The organism is Paraburkholderia sp. RL17-337-BIB-A, from assembly GCF_046025895.1.
Taxonomy (GTDB): Bacteria; Pseudomonadota; Gammaproteobacteria; order Burkholderiales; family Burkholderiaceae; genus Paraburkholderia; species Paraburkholderia fungorum_C.
Genome location: NZ_JARESY010000001.1, coordinates 1,035,570 through 1,058,597 on the forward strand (window position 1 = coordinate 1,035,570; position 23,028 = coordinate 1,058,597).

Below are 23,028 nucleotides of genomic sequence, written 5' to 3' on the forward strand. Positions count from 1 at the left end.
TGGAACCGTCAGCCTGTCCAGATGAAGTGTGTTACTGAGACTAGGCTGCGTTGATTCGCACTACGCGAACAGGAACCGTTTCCGATTCTCTTCTTATTAAGGATGCCTTATTGTCTCTCTTCGCTCAATCAGAAACTGCTCGAGCTTGCTCGCATCGGCGGGTCTGGGCACATGGATGTCGAGACGCGTCTCGAAGGCTGCCTTCCTCCCGCGTCATCGGCATGACCGGTAATCGCCACAAAGGTCGTCGCGGCAAGGCGCTGGAAACGCCGATTCCACAGGTATGTGAAGTTCTGTCCGAGTCAGCCTGGCGAATGTCTTGCACATGTAGGGCAATTGCCTATGCTAGCGAGGATGCTTGGGGTAGTCCGCCCAGTATCCGGGTAAGCCACTGGGCTTGAGGTTAGGGACGAGCATATGCTGTTGAGGCGCACTTCCTGCGTTGGACCGAAAGCAGCTATCGCGGGTAAATGCGGAAGTCTCCCGAACAGGTTTTCCGCCGATACGGAATCAACGGTAAGTACTGAATTGATGGAAACTTCGCACTAACAGTGGCCGCGGACAACTTGAGGTCGACTTGTAGTTGCATGTTGGTGCTTCTTCGCAATAGCCCGAGCGAACAACGCGATTCAAGGAGGCGTCCGCCCGAGTCTGCAATGACAAGAACCTGAGAGAAGCCAATTGGGGCAGCCATCCGAGAAGCCGCCTACCTGGTTGAGCGCACTGGTCGGAGCAATGCTGTCACCAGGCTGGGCCAACGCTGTCCGAGCCATGGTGCTTGCGTTGGCGGTGACGACGGTGACGAGCCTTGTCAGTAGAGCGCTCAAGGCGACGGCCGGAGAAATCGCTCCAATCTGGTTGACCAATGCCGCCCTCCTTGCGCAAATGATAGTAGCACCGCACAGACAGCGATGCTGGGCGTTTGCCGGGGGCGTACTGGGCTATCTAAGCGCCAGCCTTCTGGTTGGTGAACGTCTATCTGTGTCCGTCTCATATTTGTGCGCCAACCTCCTCGAGGTGCTGGTTGCATTGGCATTCGCCCCACCTGTCTCAACGGTCGCCGAACTGTTTTGTCCAAAGCCTCTCGTGAAGTTCATGGCCGGTGCAGTATTGCTCGCGCCGGTTGTGTCCGGACTGCTTGTGACGTCCATGCTGCACGAACAACTGGTCGGCCATCTGCTGCAAAACTTTCGCGCCTGGTTCCTCTCGGATGCCTTGAGCCTCGCCATATTGACGCCCGCCGCCATCGTCTTCTGGACCGGGGAGGTGACCCAACTACTGCGTGGCAAGCGCCGGCGGAAGACGGGGTGCCTCCTGCTCCTGGTTTGCGTCATCACGACGGGCGTATTCGGGCAAAACCACTTTCCGCTCCTGTACTGGGCGCTCCCGCCCATCGTGCTACTGGCATTTCAGGCAGACGTTGCAGGATTGATGGTCGGAATGCTCCTGTGTCTGGGGATTGCGGTGTCGTTCACCGTTCGCGGGTCGGGACCGCTCTGGACGTTTCCCTATGGGGACCTGCACAGCCGCGTCTTTGAGCTGCAACTTTTTCTCGTTGCGGCGATGGGCATTGCTTTACCTACCTGCGCCACGCAGGCACGCCGTAGCTGTCTCCTTGCAATGTTCCGTGACCTTGAACGGCGATATCGGATACTGGCAGAGAACGCGACCGATGTCGTCATGAGCATGGCGCCCGATGGCAGGCTCACGTACGTTTCACCACGCGCTACGGCGGTGATAGGAATTGCCCCTGAAAACCTTGTCGGTTTGCACCTCCCGGACCTGGTTCTGTCCGACGACCGCGATGCTCTTGCTGCAGCAATCAAGAGCATGGCGATGGGTGCGGCCGGGGCTTCCCGGGTGATTCGCTTCCGGCGCATGGATGGCCAGGTCCTGTGGATGGAAATGTACCTTCGCCCTGTCATCGAAAGGTTTCGCGGCAAGCCCCAGGCACTCACGGCGACAGCGCACGACATTACGGAGCGCTGGGCGGCAGAGCAACGCCTCGCAGATGAGCGAAGTCAATTGCATGCGTTTGCGTTCCGGGACGGACTGACCGGCGTTTTTAACCGTCGGCACTTCGACCGCGAACTGGCACTTCAATCGCAGCCGGAGTTCTCGAAAGACGGCCGCAGTTTTGTCGGGATTTGTCATGGTCGATATCGACGGATACAAGAGGGTGTCGAATCGGCCCCTTCAACATGGAACGCAGACTTCGAGCTGCGAATTCACGCCGGCACCTGCCCGGGCGTACCGTCAAGAATACGAAGCTTATCGCCGATATCGGGAATATTGTGACCGCCCGAGTGGGGCTCGTTGACAAGTCGGTGCGCGGTTGCACGACACTGCGCAAGCGTCTCATGCAATCGTGGTTCGGCCTGAAGGGCGGTCACCACCCTTTCGAGCTCCGATGGGGACTCACTCAGCAGGGCAGGAACGACCTCTTCTGGCGGTATCAGAGAGCCGTTACTTAGAAGCTGTGCGGTCCAGTCGCATCGGTACAGAAGCGCCCGTCGCTCGGCCCTTTGCGCCTCTTCATGGTCCAGTGTGGCCAGGCTGTGCCGGTTCCTGTGAAGGGAAGTGCGCCAGGTCGTGAGGATGTCCGTGCGCAGTCTTTCAATTGCGTCACCGAGTGGCGCGTTCTGCCCACCCGCCGCGAGGCGGCGTTCATCGAGTCGTTCGACGTAGTCCCGATATCCTTCGAGGAACGATTGCCAGTTCAGCGGTAGTTCGGTCGTCTGCGAGAACGAGTGGCTAAGCTCACTAAGCTCGGTGCTGATTTCGTGAAGGGCTTGGCAGTCGGCAAGACGTGCCTCATAGACCTCATGAGCCGTCACCATCTGGCGGTGCAGGGGAAACAGTGGATTGCTGTGGCGGCGTTGCAGGTGTCGCTCGGCAGCGCCGGGATGGGCGCTCCATTTCCAGTTGGATAGCGATTTCGCATCAAAGTCGACCGTGTCTATCATCGGTCGGAACACCACTAGCGCCTCCTGAGTTGCATGGCGAAAGCAGTCAGCGAGCTTGTAGTCATTGCCTTGCAGGCTGGCGCTCGCATTTCCAGCATAAGGCGAGTCGGGTGCGAGTCGGAGGAAGCCTGTGGCCAGAAAGAATTCCATCGGTACCTCTACCGACAGGCCCTCCAGCCGGAACGACCGCGCCTCGGAGGAAATCTCCTCGATAGAATGCGCAAGGCGGTTTTCGAAGTCGAGGAGCGCATCAATGCTGTCGCCGGACGCCTGTTGCGCCGCCTCAGCGAGCAGGCAGAAGGACTCACGTACCATTCGTGCCGAGATGGTGCCGTGCTTCTCGGCAAAGAGCCAGAACCAGAGAGCGAGCTGATATCCTCGAACTCCGTTTCGCAGGACCGGTTCGACGTTCGGCGCGAATATGATGCCAGGCGCGGCCCACCCTGCGAACGGTGCTGCATGGCTGCCTAGGTACATGCCCAGAAGCTGCTTTATAGACTGGTTCGCATCGCTAGGCCAGCTTCGCGCCTCATCTTGCCGCTTCTCGGTTTTCCAGAGTTTCCAGGCCATCCTGAACCTCGCAAAGGAATGCGGCAAGCGCCCGGCAACGATAGTTGCACACTCGGCCGAGGCCGTAAACCGGCGGCTGCCCTTGTTCTTCCGGGGACAGTTCGACGCAGTCCGCGCAGGGTTGGTGATGCTTGTGCCGGAACGTGACGATATCCGCATGTGCGCCACCGATGGTTAGACAGATGCAATCATGAGCAAGGCTTTTTCCGCCCGCTCTCCAGGCCCAAAGAGAGGGTCTGCGTCTATTTTTATCGTGTTGGCCGTGTACCTCACGCGTGCGGAATCAGGCGGAGCTCTGGAGTAGCGAATGGAAGCCATGCCTCGCCTTAGCAAACCTCAAGTATCCTGCCAATGAACAGGCTGCCCTGAACTTTGCGTGCGGTAAGCCCGAAAATCTCTATCGCGATTTTTCACATATGGTGCATGGAAATTAGCCCGCCGAAATGGCGGGCTAATTCCCTCGAAGCACGCGCCAATCCATACCAGAAAGCCACGAGAGCCGAGAGCCCACGAGCGGCCCGCTGCAATGAAGAACGCGGCGGAGCGTCGGGCATTGCGACGGACCGCCGTGATGGCGGCATTTTCCGGGTATCACGCGTTGCGTGAGCGTCCGTTGCCGATTTCGTCGCCTGTTTGCGTTGACAACGGCGAAGATTCAGCGACGCAAGGCACATCCCTTGCGGCACCTATGCATGTGAGCGGCAGACGCTTGCATGGAGGTGGACCATGAAACATATAACAAAGACGTTTTTCGTTTCGGCTCTCGTGATGGCACTCTCGGCAATTACATACGCACAAGCCGGCGGCAGCGCTGGCGGGCTCCCGACACCCGGCGCCGGCGCCGGTTCGATGAAGACCCCGAACGAGACGGGCTACGGTTCTCCTGACGTCACGGGCAGTGGCGTCGACGCGGCGCGCAATATGCCCAGGACGGAGCGTTCCAATAGGGGCAAGACCAACAGTCTGAATCAGGGTACAAATAGCGGCGCGAACAGCGACGTCAACAGCAGACCTGGCGGCATAAGGCAGAAGGGCCAGTAGCGCGGAGCCTCCTCGCCACGATGGCAGTGGTGTCTCACTCGCTGACTCGATAGTCGTGTATAGGCTACGTATTTAATTGCCACCGACGCGTTTACTGTCGCTCCAGCAGATTGCCCGGATGGTTCGCTCGGATTGAACGAACTGCGCCGCAACGAAACGAATGGGGCTGACGCGTCCGGACCTGGCATCGTTTGGCGGATAATAAGCTGGTCCAGAGCCTTCGCCAGGAAGTCTATGTGCCTCGCCAGGCACGATTGCATGATGGCCGGTGTGCCGCGTTCTCTTGAATACGTTGCGAGGATGAACATGGATACGCAGATGACGGAAGAAGAGCTTCGTTCGCTCGCCTACCGATTGTGGGAGAGAGCGGGATGCCCCGACGGTCGCGCGGAGGAATTCTGGGAACAGGCCCGACTGCAACTCGGCTCAGGCGGCAGCACCACGCAAAGTGACAGAATGAACGACTCCGATGAGTTTGTTGACGCTCCGGACGTGGCGTCGGGCGAGCCAACGTCCAGTGTCCGACCTGGCCAATCGCCAAAGGCGAGTTGACCTGGTCCCCGCGCCATATGTCGAACGCCTTTTCGACGTATCGGCTTGCTGCGGATTTTTCGCTAGTTGTGTCCGGAGCATGTTCGCCAGCTGCTGCAGGACATCGGAAAGTCACGTCACCCAACGCCTTTTTCAGCGCGTTCTGGCCGAGCGACATTCACTGCCATTTCGGCACGCGCTCGCGCGGAGCGACTGGGCTCTGCGACGGTTGCGCAGAATCGATTTCCCCTCGCTGTTGCGCGGGCCGAGGGCCGAACTGAGATGCGTTTATTGGAAAGGGTCAGAGGGATTGGGGAGCGGAGTTCAGGCCGTGGAAGCGAAAGCAAGAGAACGAATTAACGAAGAAGCCCGAGGCGGCCGGGTATGTCGCGCGTCGCGCTATGAACAGCCAAGCTTTCCGCGCACCGTACGGTGACGGTCCTTGACCGAGAGGTCGAAGCCTGCGTCACGCTGGTTCGCCAGAAATACTGAAAACCCTCGTCAGAGACGAACAACCGCTCGACAAATCGCTTGGTACAAATCCGGCTAGCGTCGGCTGGGACCTTTTGCCAGAAAACCAATCCAGAAAAAGACCCCATTTACGCGGACCTCGGGTCCGCTGCCGACAGTATAAAAAGACTGCCATCCAATCAATGGCTTTGATGTTAGAAGGGTCTCCTCTTTCGAGGAAAAACTTAAAGACATCTTTAGCTAGCGAACTTATATTTCCGCAGCAGCTTCGTCGCCGATATGGTCGTCACGATGGCACTTGCAGGCTAAGAAGAACTCCCAGCACGGTCGATACTTCGGCGGAACCGCGAAGAAAAGTGGACCGAGCCTTCGACAGTCATTCCCTCGGAACGGTCGCCCGGAACGACGTCATCTGGTCCACAAGGAAAGGCATGAGTAACGCGCGAACCAGCGAGGTCGGCACGCTAGTGCGCAGCCTCGAGTACCCGCCAGACACGCTCATCGGAAGCACCTGTGAATCGTCTCGCAATAATCGCTCGGCATTTATCACAGCGGTAATGCTCAAGCGCGAGGATGCCGTTGCATTCAGCCACCCCAATCAAAGTGACCTCCCGTCGTTGAACGTCGACGGGCCGCCCGTCAATGTTGACACATTCCTCGCAGAGTTCCATGGCGCCTCCGGGATTGCAGCGCCAGCCAGTTGGCCAGCGTTCGCTCACATCAGTCAAAAGAAGCCCGCGCGCAGCGGGCCAAGACTGATGCACCCGCAGAGGAGACAACGCGGGCCAATTCAGTACCGGACTCCGCGGCGCCGCCAAGCAAGTGCGAAATAAATAAACAATGAGGGTGCGAAGACAATGTTATGAATCTGGCGAATAAGCATGCCTCGACGAGCCGAGATAACCGATATTCGCCATGAACACAGAAAACAGCGTTAGCGCGTGGCGTTGCGCAATTGAAGACGAAGAACGGGCTGCCATGAAGGGCGCCCTTGTTGCCGAAAAACACTGGCCGTCGAGCAGCGTTGTACGAGAGTCGTCAGCCGGTGCGTCGTCGAGAGCCGCCAGCCAGTCCAGAGGAAGTGTGTTACTGCGACTCCAGGGCGTCGCGGCGCACTTGTGCAATTTCGCTCGGGTATTGGTCGTGGTACGCGTCGAACAACAGTGAGCAGAGCTGAGCAAGTGAAGCGAGGTCTACGGCCTGGTCTGCATGTCCGACCTCGCGTGCACTTAGTACATCGTCCAGAACCGGGGCAAGACGACGTAGACCCATAAACGTGGCAGTCTCCAGTTTCATGTTGAATCTCCAATGGCCATATGGCGGAGCGCACCCAGAAGCGGTCAGCCCCCGATACGCAGGAATGGCTTCCCATCGCCGGTGTATCGAAGTGACCAGCAACGGCGATTGAACCCTACCGTGAACTGTGCAGTCGAAGCAGTTCGAGCAGGCGCGAGGCTGCAAAGGGCTTTCTAAGAAACGCCGCCACCCGCAGGTGGGGCGGCAGTGTCGCCACCGCTGAACTCAGAAGGACAGGAACAGTTGCGAACTCAGGCTCGGCCCCGAGCGCGCCGATGAGGGCGGGACCGTCCATGACCGGCATCATGAAATCCGAAACGACGATGTCTGGGCGCCGTCGGCGCGCTGCACGCAGTGCCTCATCCCCATTCGATGCAGTCATAACCTCGTAACCCTCTCCGCAGACCAACGTCTCAAGCGCCTGAAGCAGGTTCATGTCGTCGTCGACCAGTAATACCGTCACCATGACCAGGCCCCAAAGCGGTGGGTTTTCACTTCGTCTGTTTGCCGGCAACGGCTATTCCGTTGCTCGCGCGCGTTGCAGAGGTCGAATCCCCGCTGACTTGCGGAACTCTACGCTCTCATAACGGCGAGCGCTGTCTCGATGAGATAAGAGTAGGCTTTGGCGAAGGGCGAATCTACTCTACGGTTGGATATGTCGATGCCGCGTTAGCGTAACTCGCTTATACGGGCGTATAGCCGCGGTGAGGAGACTTAGCGAGCGGTGTCGAACTGCGAGAAAACCGGCAAAATCTCTGGAGCTGATGCAAGCGGGCTGGTGCAATTGCGCCCAAAAGGGAGACGTTCTGTGCGCGCGACAGTTTCTTCACATGAAAGCAGAAGCTTGCGATATCTGGCGACGTTGTGGCTTGGAGGCTGTATCGCGCTCGGAGCCGTTACTGCAACCTGTGTCCTTCTGGACCAGGAAGAGAGCACCGCTGGCTTCTTCCTTCTGGTCGTCATTGTTCTCCTGTCCCTGCTGGACAGCTTCATCTCATCGGTCATTTTCTCGGTTGTCGGCGCCGCGCTGCTCAGCTATTTTTTCACGGAACCCATCAATAGCTTCCACATTAGCAACCCCGGGGATTTATTCTCCCTTGTTGCCTTTCTCGTCACGTCACTCGCAATCACCACCCTTGTCAGGCGGATTGGCCGCATTGAAAAGACGCAGCGCGCGCAGGCACAGCTGCTGGAGCTGACACACGACATCATCATCGTGCGTGATAAGAACAACGTGATTACATACTGGAATCAGGCAGCAGAGACACTTTATGGATGGAAGAAGGAAGAGGCGATTGGGAAGTTCATCGACGAATTTCTGAGTTCGGTATTCCCGCTGCCTCGAGATGAGCTCCAGCGGATTTTTCTTCGCGACGGCCAGTGGGAGGGCGAGTTAATTCACACGCGGCGGGATGGCACCAGGATAATCGTGACGAGCCGCTGGGCGCTTCAGCGCGACGCCGCGGGAAACCCGTTGGCCACGCTTGAGACCAACAATGACATCACGCAGCGCAAGCATGCCGAAGAACTGCTCCGGAAGAGTCAGGCGCAGTACTTCGCCGAAGCGCAGAAGCTGAGCAGGACCGGCAGTTTCGGCTGGAATGTCCCGAGCGGCGAACTCATCTGGTCCGACGAGACTTTTTCCATCTTCGAATACGACCCGGCGGTCGTGCCCAACATTGAACTGGTCAGGCAGCGGGTGCATCCAGACGATATGCCCCTGTTCGAGGAGAAGATTGCAAAGGCGCACGGTTTCACCGTCGACTTTACCATCGAGCATCGTCTGCTTTTTCCCGATGGACGCATCAAACACCTTCACGTCGTTGCTCGGTCAGCGAACGGTCAGCCGGATAACAAACAATTCGTCGGGGCCGTGATGGACGTGACGCGGGCGAAGCAGACAGAGGAGCGGTTGCGGCATGCGCAAAGCGAACTGGAACGCGTAAGCCGGCTAACGGCGCTTGGTGAGCTGAGCGCATCAATTGCCCACGAAGTGGGACAGCCCCTTTCCGCCATCGTAACGAACGGTGAAGCATGTCTGCGCTGGCTGCATCGCCAGCCTCCGGACATGGAGGAAATCGAGGGTTGCGTGAGCCAGATGACAGGCGAGGCAAATCGAGCTGCAGAAATCGTGCAACGTGTGAGGGCGCTCATGAAGGGGGCGCCGCCGGACCGGGCACCGATTGCAATCAACGATGTGGTCGAGGATGCGATTGCCCTTATCAGGCGGGATATTGAGCGCCAGGGTGGCTCGCTGACACGTCGCCTTGCCAGGAAGCTACCACTGATACTGGGCGACCGTGTGCAGCTCCAGCAGGTGCTCGTCAATTTAATCATCAACGCTCTGCAGTCGATGGCGAACGTCAGCGGCAGGCGCGAACTTATCGTCCAGTCCCGCCTTGACCCTGATGGCAATGTTGTCGTGGCGGTAAAGGACTCGGGGGCTGGCATCCAGGAGGCCAATCTTCCGCAACTCTTTGAACCGTTCTTTACGACACGCAGTTCCGGCATGGGAATGGGACTGGCTATTTCCAGTTCTATTGTTGAAGCCCACCGTGGGCAAATCTGGGCCTCCAATAACCCTGAAGGGGGCGCGACGTTCTCGTTCAGCCTGCCGCCAGCCATGACGCGGGAGGAGGTACGAAAGTGACGCACGGCGACCGGCGCGCAGGTGGTTCGGTTCATATATACATTCGTATCATGTCATTGGGCGCCGTTGCAAAGTAATCTGCAAGTTAAAAGAGGCTCGCGGCACCGACCGCCCGTCATCCCGAGAGAGAGTAACCGAGGGCCGCATTTTGCGAACCACGCCTGTTGTTTCGATTGTCGACGATGATTCAGCCATCCGTGTTGCGTTAAGCAGCCTTATCCGGTCGCTTGGCTGGCAGGTGCGCATGTATGAGTCGGCAGGAGAATTTCTTGCGTCCGGGCAGGCCGCCCATACCTCCTGCCTGATTTCCGACATCCGCATGCCCGGCATGTCAGGTATCGAGATGCATGAATGCCTGCGTGCCCAGGGGCATGCCCCGGCGACCATCTTTATCAGTGCCTATCCGACGCCGGTGTTGCAGGCAAAGGCGGCGAGTAACGGCGCACTTGTGTTGCTGCAGAAGCCTTACGAGTCTTCTGTAATTATTCACTGGCTGTCGGTCGCTCTCGGAAGCCCTTAGCGAATCATCGACGCTGTGCAGAAGTGCTAACGCACGACGGCCGGTCACTGATGACCGCGGTGTGGCAAACGGGCTCGGTTCTAAGGGCTTGGGCCTTACGGACAAGGTCCGGCATGCAGTGCGCCTTCATCTTGCGCATCACCTGTCCACGGTGGACCTTGACCGTGATTTCGCTCAGGTTCATCTCCGAGGCAATCTGCTTGTTCAGCAGGCCAGACAGCACAAAGGCCATGACCTCTTTCTCTCGCAGTGACAGGGATTCATACAAAGCGCGCAGACCGGCTACCGCAGTTTCTGCCGTGAGTCGCTCGCTGTCCCGCGCGAGAGCCTGAGCAACCGCGTCGAGCATATCCTGGTCCTTGAACGGCTTGGCAAGGAAGTCCAGCGCGCCGGCCTTCATCGCCTTCACACCCATCTCGATGTCTCCATGGCCGGTCATGAAGACGACGGGGATACGCATGCCGCTACTGACCATTTCCTGATGAAACACCATGCCACTTTTTCCGCGGAGTCGCACGTCGAGGATGAGACAGCTCGGCGCGGTAGGGTGAGGAAACCGCAGGAACTCCTCGGGGGATTCGAACGCTTCGACGCGCAAGCCTATAGAGCGCATTAGCGTCTGGAGAGCCCGCCGCATTCCCTCGTCGTCATCGACGACGTAGATGACTGAACCGTCGGCTCCTGCGGTTTCAGTTGTCATTCGGTGGTTCGGACTAGCAGTCATCTTGGTACCTCGCAAAGCCGGAATGCGGTCACATCACTCACAGCGGAGTGGCTGTCCCGTCACAGCATGCTCGTATTGCCGCTCCACGCCGCCTTGCGTAAGCCCGCAATACTAAGGTCTTCTGCAGCAACAGCGACACCGTCGCAACTTCCTTGGTGAAACACAAGGACGCGGTCCGCAATCTCGAGCAACTCTTCTTCTTCACTGGAAACAACCACCACACATCGCCCCTGTGCTGCCATGCGTCGGATAATCGCGTAGATGTCGGCCTTGGCCCCAATGTCAACACCCTTTGTGGGCTCGTCAAGCAGAACGAGTTTGGCATCCTGACCGACTACTCGCGCTAGCAAAACCTTTTGTTGATTGCCGCCAGAAAGCGATTTTATTGGCCCATGGAGGTCACCCCTGGTGTTCATTTCGTCGAGTATCTGTCTGGCGCTCTGCGCCGCCTTGTTATGGTCCACAAGCGCGCGCTTTCGAAAGCGACGCAGGATAGGCAAGGAGGCATTGGTGAAACTTGACATCAGGGGTACGATGCCGTCTTTTTTGCGCTCTTCGGTCAGATAACCCACACCTTGGCTGATTGCGTTTGCCGGAGTGCAAGCCCGATAAAGCGTCCCTGCCAGGCGTACCTCTCCCCCGAGCACTTTTTCCAAACCATACAAAGTACGACAGAATCGGGTTCGACCGGCTCCAGCAAGGCCGTAGACGCCGATGACTTCTCCCGGCCATGCCTGCAAGGACACGTCACGCAGGCGTTCCGTGCTAAGGCTTCGCACATCAAGATAGGGCATTGACGCCGCATTCGGTTGTTTGCGGATAGTAGGCTCGCTTTCATTGAGCGTCGAACCCGCGTCGCCGACGATGGCATCGATAATGTCATGCTTCGCGATGTTGCTCCGGGCGTGGTAAATCACCTTGCCACCGCACATGACCGTCGCTTCGTCACACACGCCGAGTACCTCGTCCAGCTTGTGCGATACCAACACAATCCCGATGTTTTTCTCTCTGGCAATTTGCTGTACCGACCGCAGTAGTGCTTCAGCCTGAGCTCCCTCGAGTGCCGTGGTCGGTTCGTCGAGAAAGAGAAACCTTGCATCCCTGTCCAGATTCGCCACGACCTCGAGCATCTGCTTATCAGGATGAGACAGGTCCTTCACAAGGCCTGAAGGCTGTACCTTCAATTTATAATCTTGCAGAACCTGACGGGTATGCTCTTTCATAGCTACATCGTCGAGCAACCCGTTCTTCCTGAGTTCGCGTCCCAGGAAGAGGTTTTGCCAAACCGTCATCCCCGGGATAAGACGAAGTTCCTGGTAAACGCAGGCGATTCCCTGCTGCAACGCATCTCGCGGGGAAGTGAGGGAGATGGATTCGTCACCAAGCAAAAGCTCGCCCGAATCCTGCTGATTGACCCCTGCAAGAATCTTGAGCAATGTCGACTTACCGGCACCGTTGTGCCCAAACAGGCCGTGGATTTTCCCTGGCACCACATCGAAGTCGACACCATGCAGCACACGTACGCCCGCGAAGGACACCTTGATGTCGCGCGCCCGATAAAGTAGGTTGCTGTTACTCATCGCTCAATTCCTCTTCCCATTACGCATTTGGCTTGTCGCCGTGACGAATGAGCCTGCCCAATTCAGTAAGCCTGGCTGACCACCTGTTCGGCATTAGCCTTATTTACAAGCAGCGGAGGGCTGTTAACCATGGCAGGCGGTACCTTGCCCGCAAAGTGTTGGCTGACACTGTCCACCAGCAACGCAGCGAGTCGCACTGGTTCCTGAATCGCGCCGGCGCGCAGTATGTCACCGGATTGAATCTGCTTTACCCCTTCCTTATCCACAAAAGCGTACAGCTTCACCTTGTCCTTCAAGCCCAGCTGGTTGATTGCCGCGAGCGCGCCCAGCGCCGAAGGTTCAGTATCGGAAAAAACAACTGTCATATTGGGATTCCCCTGAAGCATTTCAGTGGTCACTTTCAGGGATGTTGTTTCTTCCACCTTTCCATTGACGAGAGCGACAACCTTAAGATTTGGATTGGACGCAATGGCCTGCTTGAACCCGTCATCACGCGCGTTGGCTGCCATAGACGTCGGCTCGCCGACAATGCCGATGACAGCATTGGCTTTCTCGCCCAGGTCCTTCACCAGTTGCTGACCAATAAACACGCCGCCAGCCTTCTGGTCGGTTTGCACACCTTGCACGATATGAGCGCCTTGCTGCTTCATGCCGTCGGTGTCCGGCAGGATATTGATGGCGAAGGCCGGGATATTCGCTTTGTTCAACTCCGAAATAACCGACACACATGGCCCCGAACTAACGCAATTAACAGCGACCGCGTCTACTTTCTTCTGTATGAAGCTCTGCACCTGTGAGAGCTCTCGAGCGTCATCGTTGTCAGCGATTGATACCTCGATGCGCATGCCCTTGGCTGCGCCACTATCCTCAAAGCTCTTCTTCATTGCAACGTAATACGGGTTGGTGAGGTTCGGCAGAACGACACCAAGGGTTTGTGTTCCGCTCGATGTGTGGTCGCCTGAATCCCGATTGCAACCGGAAAGACCCAACGCGAGGACGGAACTGATGAGGGCAACTGCCACTGCGTGATTGTTTCGCATGTGATTTACCTAGTTAAGGTGTGCTCTTCAGTGAGTCTTTGTGCTGGACAAACTTCCGCTTTTTCCGAGGCTTCAGCCAAGGAAAGCTGAGCCGCCTGGACGACCGTAACGTATCCAAGGTCACGCCAATCAGAATAATGAGACCGATGACCAATGGTTGCCAGTACGCACTCACGTTCAGAACATTCATCAGGTTCGAGATTGCCGCGATAAGCATTGCTCCAATCATCGCGCCTACTATGCTGCCGCTTCCGCCGAAAAGACTAACCCCGCCGACAACAGCCCCTGCAATTGAAAAGAACAGTTCGTCGCCACGACCTGCGGTCGGATATCCCGTCATCAACCGCGAGCCATAGATGAGGCCGCCACATGCGGCACAGAGACCGGAAACTGAGTAGACGAACAGAGTGACGCGCGGCACGCTGATGCCCGATAACCGAGCCGCATCCGCGTTACCGCCTACGGCATAAATGTGGGTTCCCGTAACGGTCCGCTTCAGTAGCAATGCAGCGAGAACAATTGCCACAAGCAACGCAAGCACTGGAAACGGAACCCCAAACGGACGGGATTGACCAATCAGGCTGTAGCCAATCTGCGTCACCCGGATGGATTGAGCGCCTGTGATGATTTGTGGGATAGATGCCGCAACGCCCATCGTTGCGAACGTCACGATGAAGGGGGGCACGCCAGTGCGCTCGATAATCCAGCCGTTGACCATTCCCGCCAGGGCGCCAATCGCCAGAACGAGCGACACCGCCAATTGCCATGGCAAGCCGAGACTTTGCATCAGCAAGGCAGCCACGACACACGTCATCGCAACGATGGACCCGCAGGAGAGGTCAATCCCGCCAGTTAGAAGGACAAATGACTGGCCAAGACAAAGAAAGCCGATGACAGCGCCATTCAGCAACAGCACCATCATGTTCGAAAGAGTGAGGAAATTCGGCGTGGCAATGAAGCCGCCCAACATGACTACAATGAATACGATTGCAATTCCTGCTTCACTCGGCAGCCGAAACTGACGCTTTCTCGTCCCGAGTGGTTCAAGACTATTCATGTTTGTCTCCTGATTTGGCGAAGCATCAACAGCGGATACCTTAACGCGTCGTCGGGAAGTAACCCGCGCCTCGTTCGCACTTCCGGCACTGCTGCTGCCGCTTTCGCTAATCGTGCCGCACCGCCGCCGGTCTGTGGAACGTTCCCGGATGGGTAACCCTCAAACGCAGCAAGCCTCGCGTACACGCACCCGCGTTATCGACTAAAGCCCAGCGTAAGAAAAAACGGGAGGAGCGTCCATCTCAAGCAGGCACCGCGGTTTGTCTCAAATTTTTTGCCTCTTGACTCGACTCGAACATCCGGACGAACTCGCGCGTGGTTTGACGGCCACTCCCGGACACCGTGACGAATCATGAATGTTCTACATCAATCACATTGTAGTCGCAGAAAGGTAAAGTGGCAACGTAATGGTAAAAGTGTGAACATTTCACACCGAAGCCTTGCGCTGTATGCGCTCGCTCAGCCTCAGTGCCGGTCAACCCTCGCAGGCAACCGTTGCCGTGAGAGGGCTGGCCGCCATCTACAGCCCTTGGTGCGGAATTTGCCCCACTATTTGGATGACGTTTGTGCTCCGAGGACGGCAGCGTCCCGACCGCAGAGGGTCGGAGACACTGATAACGAATGGGACCGCAGACGCTGTTCCCGGGGCGTAATGACAGACAGATTATGGGGATATCGGGCTGCATGGCCATTCCGGGCTTTACGCGACGTGCATCTGACCTGTTTTGACAATCCGTAGCGATTTTCCGATGCTACCGGGTGCCGACAGCAATGAGTTGTGCAAAAGGTCGAGATGTTCGAAGTTGAACTATTTATGCTACTGTTGTCTTAGTTATTTTGTAATTGAGTTAAAATGTTGAACACAATGTGCTCGCGACGGCAGCTGCTTGCCCCTCTCCGGCAAAAACACGACATTCCTATGGCTAGCAAAGAGCAACGGTCCGACCGTATCGTCGACATGGTCGATTCCCGGCATTTCATGAGCATTGGCGATTTGGCCAGCGCACTAGGCGTGTCGGAGATGACAATTCGCCGGGACGTACGTGGGCTGGCGCAAGCGGGGAAGGTGCGCACGGTCTACGGCGGCGTAGCGTCGCTGGACAACGGGAACACAATTGCGAGTTACAACGCACAGACAGAACGCTCTCAGCACACTGAAGAAAAACGCCAAATCGCACTCGCAGCGAGTCAGCTGTTAAGCCCGGGCGACGTGATAATTCTCGACTCCGGCACCACGGTTCAGCAACTTGCGGAGGTCCTCCCGGCCGATGGTGCCTACACGTTTATTTGCTACAGCTTGAACACTATAAATGTCCTCGCGAAACGAGAGGACACCACGGTGATTTCGCTCGGCGGAGTCCTTTCATCGAAGTCGTATACGTTTTCCGGGCCTGACGCGGTTCAGGCGATGCACAGGTATCGCGCGAATAAAGCGTTCATCGGTGCGACCGGGTACGAACTGAAGCACGGACTAACCTGCAGCTACGTCGAAGACTGCTCATGGAAGCAGGCTGCAATGGAATCCAGTGTTGAGAGAATCCTGCTGGTCGACTCGTCCAAGTTCGGCAAGGTGTCTACCTGTAGTTTCGCCGGCGTAGACAATTTCGACATGGTGATAACCGACGCAGGCATACCTGAGCACTACCGGTACGACCTCGAAGCAAAGGGACTCAAGGTGCTCATCGCCGACTGACGGTCGCTGCCTTTATTTCGCCGTCTGGGCTCGCAAGCCGGGAACAAGCCGGGCCCGCGAAGCGTTCAGCCTCATAGCAAACGACGTTTGGTGTGTCAGCTCTCTTTTTCAAGCCGGCAGGTGCCTTGATGAAGATGCCCGCGTCAGGCAGGGTCGTAACATTGAGCTTCGCTTCGCGTCACTACCGCTACTGAAGCAGACTTTAGCGTCTACGACGCGATGCCTGATGGCGTCGCGGGAACCAAAGAACGACGGAGCGCGACCAGTTCGCCAAGTCCGGTGGAGGGTGATTCTCTCGAAATGCACATGCTGCCAGCAACAAATATATCGACCGTGTCTGGAGCGAACTTTCTGATGGTTTCCTTGGAGACGCGCCCGTCAATCCCAATTGCCGTATCAAGTCCCTGCTGGCGAATCATTTCTCGCAAGGCGAGAATCTTCCGCTCCGCGTACGGAACCTGTGTCTCGCCGGGGGCTCGGGCATAGCCCGGGTTGGTGAGCATGAGGAGCACGGTATCGCACCTCTCCAGCACGTACTCGAGCGTGCTGAGCGGCGTGGAAGGTTTCAGCGCTACGCCTGCCCGCACGCCTTCTGACCGGATGCGGTTGAGCATCCGGTCTATATGTGGCTCCGACTCAATCTGGAACGTGAGTTGTTGAATGCCGACTTCGAGCAGTGCGTCGATGAAATAATCGTGTCGCGTAGCCATGACGTGTACGTCGAAAGTCAGTTCCGTTTTGCGTCGCAGTTGCGCAATGGTTTCAATTCCCAAGGGCACGCTCGGACTGAAATGTCCGTCGATGACGTCGAGGTGCACGGCCTCCAGTCCAGTCTCGGCGATGACCTGTACCTGACGCTCGAGATTACAGAGGTCGAAGGTGATAATCGACGGCACAATCAGACAGGAGTTTTGCCAGACAATATCCACGTTCAGTTTGCCTCGAAATCTTCGGTAGCGATGGTGTCAGTGAAAGCAGCGAACAAATCCTTGTACTGCGCCGCGACGTCTGGGCGTGGGTGAGCCGCGCGCGTCTCATCAAGCTCGACGTAACGCTCGCAAACGTCGTATAGCGTGACAGAAGCGCCTTTCGCCCGCTGATGCACCGTGAGTGCGAGCAAGGCAGCGGCGAATGCTCCCCCCTCGTCGCACTTGACGCGGATGACGTCGATGTCGAAGACGTCGGCAAGTATCTGCCGCCATGCGGCGCTGTTCGCGCCTCCGCCCGTCAGCCGGAACTGCTCTGCAGGTGTGAAACTCCGCGTAAGCAGTTCGTAGCCCCATTTCAATCCGAAAGCGACGGACTCGGCCCCTGCTCGCATCAGATTTGCGCGCGTCATGTTGTCTGCCGACAGACCTTTCATGACCCCGCGCGCACGGGGGAGTGCCGGAATACGCTCCCCGCTGAAATACGGGAACATCCGGACGCCGCCAGCACCAGGGCTTGCCGAAGCAATGAGATTTTCAACCTCGCCAATTTCAACTTCGAAGAGCTGCTGCAGCAACGTAGTCGTCGACGTTGCATTCATGGTCGCGATGGTCGGCAACCACCCGCCATCGAGACTACAGAACACGTAGATACTGGGGTCGACGAACTCCGCCAGTTTTTCCGCATGGATGTTCAGAACGCCCGAGGTTCCGAGGCCGAGCGTGGCGCGTCCTGCCGCCACGTTTCCAGTTCCCAGGGCACCCATGACGTTGTCGCCCGAACCGCAGGCTACCAGCGTGCCCGGTAAAAAGCCGAACTCTGCAGCGACCTCCGGGCGTACGGTGCCGATTGGCTCGAGAGGCGGAGCGATTCGAGGCAGCGAGCGTTCAAGGCGCCCCGTCGGGTCAATCAGGTCCGCCATCTGCCGTGACCATGTACGGGAAAGGACGTCGAAGTAACCTGTTCCAGATGCCTCGCCAGCATCCGTTACATATTCGCCTGTCAGCCAGTAGTTCACGTAGTCATGCGGCAGCAGCACATGCCGCACCCGGCCGTAGGTTTCCGGCTCGTGCTGCCTGACCCAGGCGACCTTCGATGCCGTGAAGCCCACTGGAATCGTTGTGCCAATAAGACTACGAATCCTCTTTTCGCCTCCGGCCGCGTTGAAGAGCTTTTCGTTAACTGCAGTCGTCTCGGTATCGTTCCACAGTTTCACGTTTCGTACGACCGCGCCGCTGTCATCCAGCATCACCAGCCCGTGCTGCTGCCCGGATACGGCGATGGCCGAGACATCCGCCGGACTGCGTGTGGTCTGCGCAAATAACCCTTTCAACGCTTGCCGAAGGGCGTCAATCCACCATTCGGCCCGCTGTTCCCGACGGCCGTTGGCCTCGGAGATGATTGGATGGCTGGCCTGACCACGGGCCACAAGCGCGCCGGTTTCCGGGTCTAGCAAAATCACCTTGGTGCCTTGTGTACCGCAGTCGATGCCAAGATACATTGTGTTCCTCCGTATATCAGTCTGGTTGGGTCACGTCGGAGATGATGACACGGCTGCAACTGGGCGCCAGAAGGTCGACCGCAATGGCGCCGGCTCCGGAAGCCCACCCCGCAACGAGCATTTGGGCAGAGGGCCCGGCTAGGCGCCAGTTGGCATCGCGACCTTGCTCAACCATGAACACCCTTTATACCCTGAAAGTTCAATTTGCACCATTTATGGTATATATTTACCATTTATCCTGAACGTTTATCCGCGCATCCACGATGGGGCAATTGATGCCGCTTTACAGAACAATGTCGGCGAATAGGGAGGTTAGGTACATCTTCTCTCAAAGAATGTTACGTCCTTCAGATGGGGATGTCCTGACGGAAATGGTATAACTCCACCATATTCTCTGGATGGTGTTATAGTTAACTCAACAGTTCGACGTTTTCCGTCCGACGGGTGAAGAGGCAAGACGAGAGGATTAGTTTCCGGGCGCCGGCCACCATCAACTTGACCGCTAATAAGTGCGACCATGACCGATTTGACACCACTGGAGATACCGAGCCTGTCGAACGACATCCTCGATGAAATCCAGGCCTCTCTGCGCGGCGTAAATCCCGCTGACCTTAAGGCACTCGTCGCTGAAATAGAGCGCGCACCAAAGGTGTTCTGCCTGGGAGCGGGCAGGTCTGGCATCCTTCTTCAGGCGTTCTGCATGAGGCTGAATCACTTGGGATACGAAGCGTTTATGGCAGGCGGCTTACCCTGCCCCCCTGTCGGAGCCGACGACCTAATCATCGTGGCGTCCGGTTCAGGAGAAACTCGCAGCGTTTCGGCGGTGCTTGAACAGGGGAGATTAGCGGGTGCGAGGGTTGCGCTGTTCACTGCGCGGCGCCCAAGTGCCCGCTCTATGGTGGCAGATGTGACCGTGGCAATTCCTGCCCCCAGCGGCTTGGTGAATCGCGAACATCCGCAGAGTCTTCAACCCATGCGCACCCTCTTCGAACAGGCCTTTTTCCTTTTATGTGAGGCTATCGTGTGCTGGCTGAAAAAGAAGAAGGGCATAGGTGAGGAAGAAATGGCCCAGCGGCATGCGAATCTTGAGTAGTTTGACTCGATGAGCTCCAGCAGAATCGTGGCTGGCGACAGCCGAACCGATTGCTTTGAGCCGAATTCGCAATCCGGTGAACGGTGGCGAGGCGACCCAGCGCCTACCACGCGCAGGCTGTCAGGAAGTGGTGTGCCGATTTGCAATACGAAACCGTAGCTGGACAGGAATTCTATACCGAGCACTACTCCTCCCGTTCAACCCACGCAGCAATGTGTTAGTTTGGAAACCTTCCTATTGGTTCGCATGACTGCAGGCGACGCCACCAGCTCCGCCAACAATGCGTCGACCTCCTTTTCGTGCAGTAGTAAGCAGATTCAGGCCAAGACGGCAAAGAGCGCGAAGGAAAGCGCTACCGGGGGATTGGTACGAGTCGTATGTCGGCAGCGGGGGTGATGGCAAGCACGCCGACTTAGCCGCACCACGTCATGCCACGGCTCGGAGTCCCGGTTTCAAATACGGCCATCCAATCTGAATATTTGCGAATTTCCGCCATCGCGTTTGCTGTGCTGGCTAAGTGGTGCATACCGTCCCGGCGCCTGCCTGTGCTGGCTGCCGCCCATCCCGTGGGGACTCCGCGTCAAAGTCTGCAAGGTGGGTCCGGGTTTGGAACTTCTCCACCCAAGGACGCAACTCCAGAAATCTATCAACGCTGTTTGACGCACTTAGTTGGCACTCGGTGGTTCTGATGGCCCTGAATGCCAGCCTCAACCTGCAACCGGAGTACGCCCATGGAATCTCACGATAAGGACGAGCCGCTCGAAACCCGACTGGTGCAGGTGCGCGGTCAGGTACAGGGCGTAGGCTACCGGGAGGCCTGCGTACGCCGCGCGACAGCGCTAGGCGTCACAGGCTGGGTCCGTAACCGTATGGACGGTTCGGTAGAGGCGATGCTGCAGGGCTCGCCGGAGCAACTGGCAGAAATGTGCGCCTGGCTCAGCGAGGGCATGTCGGCAGCGCTTGTCGACGCGCTTGAGGTAACCGAGGTGCAGCCGCCGTTTGCCCGCTTTGACAACTTCGAGCGCTTGCCCACGTTGTAGGTGCACGGTCGTCAGAGCCGCACCCTCCGCGCGGGCCTTTCTAATGCCTCGGCTGTAAGATGCGGAGCATCGTCTGCCCGCCCGAGTTTTTGAGTGGAAAGTAGGAGCGGTGTGTCTCGACGTCTACCGCCACGACGTGCGCGTTCGGGCCGACATGACCGTCACCCAGTTTCGAGACCACGCCGGCTCGCACTCGAAACATCGAGACGACGCCCGCCTCGCCGGCGACGTACAACAAATGCAGTGAAGGGTCGTACGCGATGACGTCCGGGTCCTTTCCGACTTCAAACGACGAAACCACGCGCATCGTGCGCATGTCGAGAACAATGAGCCGGTCGTTTCCTTCGCATGCGATGAAAGCCAGCCTCTGGTCCGCAGCTATTAGCAGCCCGTGGTTGCCCCTGGCGCCTGGCACATCTATCCTGGCGACAATCTGGTCCCTGACCGGGTCGATTTCAACCAGCTGATTCCGCGTCTGGACGTTGACGAAAATGTGCTTCGAGACCGGGTCATACTGGGTGTTGCCTGCCTCTCCTCCGAGATGAATGGATGCAATCCGCGTGTTTGACCGCACGTCAATGACCGTCACAGTCCCGCCGGTTTCATCTGAGACATAAAGCTTGTGCGCTTCAGGCACGTAGGCCATGCCATCTGGGTATGCACCTGCGGGCATGCGAGCTGTGATTCTCAGCGTCGCGACATCGATGGCAACGACCTCGTTTGTGCCGGTAGCGGACGCATAGACGCGTCCCAGTTCAGGAATCGCCAGCACACCGTGAACCGAACTTACGTTGAGCACGCGCCCGACGACGCGAGACATCTCCGTGTTGAAAGCGACGACTTCACTATCGCCCAGGTGCGCGATGAATAGCAGATGACGGCTGGAGTCGATGCTTTCGTAATCAAAGCGCGTTGTCCCACCACCGAGCGGCACATCGGCGACTTTCTGCAGAGGTAGATTGGAGGCTTCGACCGCTTCCTCGGTGCCGTTTGTGCGGTTTGAAACAAATGCGAATACGACAATTGCAAGCGTTGCTACGGCGGAGGCCCGGAGGGTCAATAACCTGTTCGAGGAAACCACAATGTTGCCCCAGCACCATCGCTTCTACGACGCTGGCGGCCAGCCGTGCGTTTCGCTCGGACAGTCGCGACACCACGCGTAGAGCGCGTCATACATGACCATGCCATGCGAAAGCATCTCATGGTCGTTCTCAAAGATTCGCGATAGGCCCAGCGACAAGGCCAGCAGGCCCGGAGCTTGCGGCGCCAGGTCGAGGCGCGCCGTATCCGCGCCACGCACGATGACGGCGAGCGCGGCCAGCGCGGGGTCCGTCAAATGATATTCAGACAGGAACGTATCGAAACTGCAAAGTTCGCCAACGTGACTGAGCTTCACGCCCGGGATGTCGTACGGTAACGCACCTTCGCGCTCGGCGACGGCCAACACCTGGTCCGCTGGCACAAAGAGAAATTCCGAGGACTCATCGATGAACCTGCGAATAAGCCAGGGGCAGGCAATGCGGTCAATTTTCGGGCGCTCGCGGGTAATCCATTTCATGTCGTCCTCCGCGCGGGCAGTGCGGCTTGCATTCTCTGAGCTACGTTATCCCAGTTGATGAGGCTAAACAGCTGATTGACGTAGTCACCGCGCTTGTTCTGGTACTTCAGGTAGTACGCGTGCTCGAAAACGTCCAGGACGAGGATGGGCTGGATGCCCCAGGCTGTTAGCTTCTGGTGGTTCTCGCATTGCATGACCATGAGCTTTGCGGTCGCTGGATGGTAGCCAACGATGCCCCAGCCAGACGCTTCCACGGCAACGGTTGCCGCAACCAGTTGCGCCTTGAACTTCGCGTACGACCCGAAATTTCTCTCGATTGCCTTTGCGAGGTCCCCCTTCGGTTCACCGCCTTTGCCCGAGACACTGGTCCAATAAATGGTATGCAGGATGTGACTGGACAACTGAAACGCGAGTTCTTTCTCGTAGAACTTCACCAGCGCGAAGTCATTGGTCTCCCGCGATTTAACCAGTCCATCTTCAGCCTTGTTCGCGGCGACGGCAGCCGGCTTATGATGAAACGTATAGTGCAGCTCAACGGTTCGTGCGTCGATAACCGGTTCGAGCGCGTCGTAAGCAAACGGAAGCGGTGCCGCCGTGTATTTGCCATCGGCATCCGTAAGCTTGTCGCTGTATCCAGTTTCCTCGGCCGCGTGGAGTACGTCGCTTGAGGCCAGAATCAGGCCGGTTCCGGCTGCAACTGTCTGATGTAGAAAGTCTCTCCGCGTTGCCATGCGCTCTCCTTGAGTGTCTGAAGCTACTGTCTCTCTCGAA

General features: G+C 57.5%; 20 protein-coding genes. 8 read left to right on the plus strand and 12 right to left on the minus strand.

Annotation, left to right across the window (positions count from 1 at the left end; all coding sequences use genetic code 11):
* The first annotated feature begins 771 nt into the window (after positions 1-771).
* Positions 772-2,298, plus strand: coding sequence for an MASE1 domain-containing protein (locus P0D84_RS04910; protein WP_408332990.1), 1,527 nt, complete (start codon positions 772-774; stop codon positions 2,296-2,298).
* Here the strand turns inward: P0D84_RS04910 and P0D84_RS04915 are convergent.
* Positions 2,229-3,536: a tryptophan leader peptide gene (locus P0D84_RS04915; protein WP_408332993.1), complete on the minus strand. Its 1,308-nt coding sequence runs from the start codon at positions 3,534-3,536 to the stop codon at positions 2,229-2,231. The genes P0D84_RS04910 and P0D84_RS04915 overlap by 70 nt on opposite strands.
* Before the next feature lie 726 nt (positions 3,537-4,262).
* On the opposite strand from P0D84_RS04915, the gene P0D84_RS04920 reads away from it, so the two are divergent.
* Together P0D84_RS04920 and P0D84_RS04925 are read left to right on the plus strand one after the other, a co-directional pair.
* Positions 4,263-4,577: a hypothetical protein gene (locus P0D84_RS04920; protein ID WP_408332996.1), complete on the plus strand. Its 315-nt coding sequence runs from the start codon at positions 4,263-4,265 to the stop codon at positions 4,575-4,577.
* A 318-nt stretch (positions 4,578-4,895) separates the two neighbouring features.
* Positions 4,896-5,129, plus strand: a complete 234-nt coding sequence (locus P0D84_RS04925; RefSeq protein ID WP_408339678.1) for a DUF2934 domain-containing protein — start codon at positions 4,896-4,898, stop codon at positions 5,127-5,129.
* 1,536 nt (positions 5,130-6,665) lie between these two features.
* On the opposite strand, the gene P0D84_RS04930 is transcribed toward P0D84_RS04925, so the two are convergent.
* Together P0D84_RS04930 and P0D84_RS04935 are read right to left on the minus strand one after the other, a co-directional pair.
* Entirely contained in the window at positions 6,666-6,875 is a 210-nt protein-coding gene (locus P0D84_RS04930; protein ID WP_408332999.1) for a hypothetical protein, read from the minus strand.
* A 115-nt stretch (positions 6,876-6,990) separates the two neighbouring features.
* A complete protein-coding gene (locus P0D84_RS04935) occupies positions 6,991-7,341 on the minus strand; it encodes a response regulator (protein WP_408333002.1) in 351 nt (116 codons plus the stop codon).
* A 258-nt stretch (positions 7,342-7,599) separates the two neighbouring features.
* Here P0D84_RS04935 and P0D84_RS04940 point away from each other — a divergent pair, with 258 nt between their 5' ends.
* Both P0D84_RS04940 and P0D84_RS04945 read left to right on the plus strand, forming a co-directional pair.
* The gene (locus P0D84_RS04940; RefSeq protein ID WP_408333005.1) at positions 7,600-9,525 is read left to right on the plus strand and encodes an ATP-binding protein; all 1,926 of its coding nucleotides are present in this window, start codon (positions 7,600-7,602) and stop codon (positions 9,523-9,525) included.
* 148 nt (positions 9,526-9,673) lie between these two features.
* Positions 9,674-10,045 (plus strand): response regulator transcription factor, encoded by a 372-nt coding sequence (locus P0D84_RS04945; RefSeq protein ID WP_408333008.1) that lies wholly within the window; start codon positions 9,674-9,676, stop codon positions 10,043-10,045.
* Between the two features lie 4 nt (positions 10,046-10,049).
* On the opposite strand, the gene P0D84_RS04950 is transcribed toward P0D84_RS04945, so the two are convergent.
* The 4 genes from P0D84_RS04950 to P0D84_RS04965 all read right to left on the minus strand — a co-directional run bounded on the left by P0D84_RS04950 (position 10,050) and on the right by P0D84_RS04965 (position 14,446).
* Positions 10,050-10,745 (minus strand): response regulator transcription factor, encoded by a 696-nt coding sequence (locus P0D84_RS04950; protein WP_408333011.1) that lies wholly within the window; start codon positions 10,743-10,745, stop codon positions 10,050-10,052.
* Positions 10,746-10,828: 83 nt separating this feature from the next.
* Positions 10,829-12,349, minus strand: coding sequence for a sugar ABC transporter ATP-binding protein (locus tag P0D84_RS04955; RefSeq protein WP_408333014.1), 1,521 nt, complete (start codon positions 12,347-12,349; stop codon positions 10,829-10,831).
* Between the two features lie 62 nt (positions 12,350-12,411).
* On the minus strand, positions 12,412-13,389 hold the full coding sequence (locus P0D84_RS04960; RefSeq protein WP_408333017.1) for a substrate-binding domain-containing protein: 978 nt from the start codon (positions 13,387-13,389) through the stop codon (positions 12,412-12,414).
* 13 nt (positions 13,390-13,402) lie between these two features.
* Positions 13,403-14,446: an ABC transporter permease gene (locus P0D84_RS04965; RefSeq protein ID WP_408333020.1), complete on the minus strand. Its 1,044-nt coding sequence runs from the start codon at positions 14,444-14,446 to the stop codon at positions 13,403-13,405.
* Positions 14,447-15,364: 918 nt separating this feature from the next.
* Here P0D84_RS04965 and P0D84_RS04970 point away from each other — a divergent pair.
* On the plus strand, positions 15,365-16,138 hold the full coding sequence (locus P0D84_RS04970; RefSeq protein WP_408333023.1) for a DeoR/GlpR family DNA-binding transcription regulator: 774 nt from the start codon (positions 15,365-15,367) through the stop codon (positions 16,136-16,138).
* A 209-nt stretch (positions 16,139-16,347) separates the two neighbouring features.
* On the opposite strand, the gene P0D84_RS04975 is transcribed toward P0D84_RS04970, so the two are convergent.
* Both P0D84_RS04975 and xylB read right to left on the minus strand, forming a co-directional pair.
* Entirely contained in the window at positions 16,348-17,067 is a 720-nt protein-coding gene (locus P0D84_RS04975; RefSeq protein ID WP_408333026.1) for a ribulose-phosphate 3-epimerase, read from the minus strand.
* Positions 17,068-17,069: 2 nt separating this feature from the next.
* On the minus strand, positions 17,070-18,566 hold the full coding sequence (xylB, locus tag P0D84_RS04980) for a xylulokinase (protein ID WP_408333029.1): 1,497 nt from the start codon (positions 18,564-18,566) through the stop codon (positions 17,070-17,072).
* 517 nt (positions 18,567-19,083) lie between these two features.
* On the opposite strand from xylB, the gene hxlB reads away from it, so the two are divergent.
* On the plus strand, positions 19,084-19,659 hold the full coding sequence (gene hxlB / locus P0D84_RS04985; protein ID WP_408333032.1) for a 6-phospho-3-hexuloisomerase: 576 nt from the start codon (positions 19,084-19,086) through the stop codon (positions 19,657-19,659).
* A 731-nt stretch (positions 19,660-20,390) separates the two neighbouring features.
* On the plus strand, positions 20,391-20,699 hold the full coding sequence (locus P0D84_RS04990; protein ID WP_408333035.1) for an acylphosphatase: 309 nt from the start codon (positions 20,391-20,393) through the stop codon (positions 20,697-20,699).
* Between the two features lie 40 nt (positions 20,700-20,739).
* Here the strand turns inward: P0D84_RS04990 and P0D84_RS04995 are convergent, their stop codons facing one another.
* From P0D84_RS04995 to P0D84_RS05005, 3 genes are all read right to left on the minus strand, one after another.
* Entirely contained in the window at positions 20,740-21,723 is a 984-nt protein-coding gene (locus P0D84_RS04995) for a hypothetical protein (protein WP_408339680.1), read from the minus strand.
* A gap of 81 nt (positions 21,724-21,804) precedes the next feature.
* A complete protein-coding gene (locus tag P0D84_RS05000) occupies positions 21,805-22,257 on the minus strand; it encodes a chromate resistance protein ChrB domain-containing protein (protein ID WP_408333038.1) in 453 nt (150 codons plus the stop codon).
* Positions 22,254-22,988: a superoxide dismutase gene (locus P0D84_RS05005; protein WP_408333041.1), complete on the minus strand. Its 735-nt coding sequence runs from the start codon at positions 22,986-22,988 to the stop codon at positions 22,254-22,256. The genes P0D84_RS05000 and P0D84_RS05005 overlap by 4 nt, the downstream gene beginning before the upstream one ends.
* Positions 22,989-23,028 lie beyond the last annotated feature (40 nt).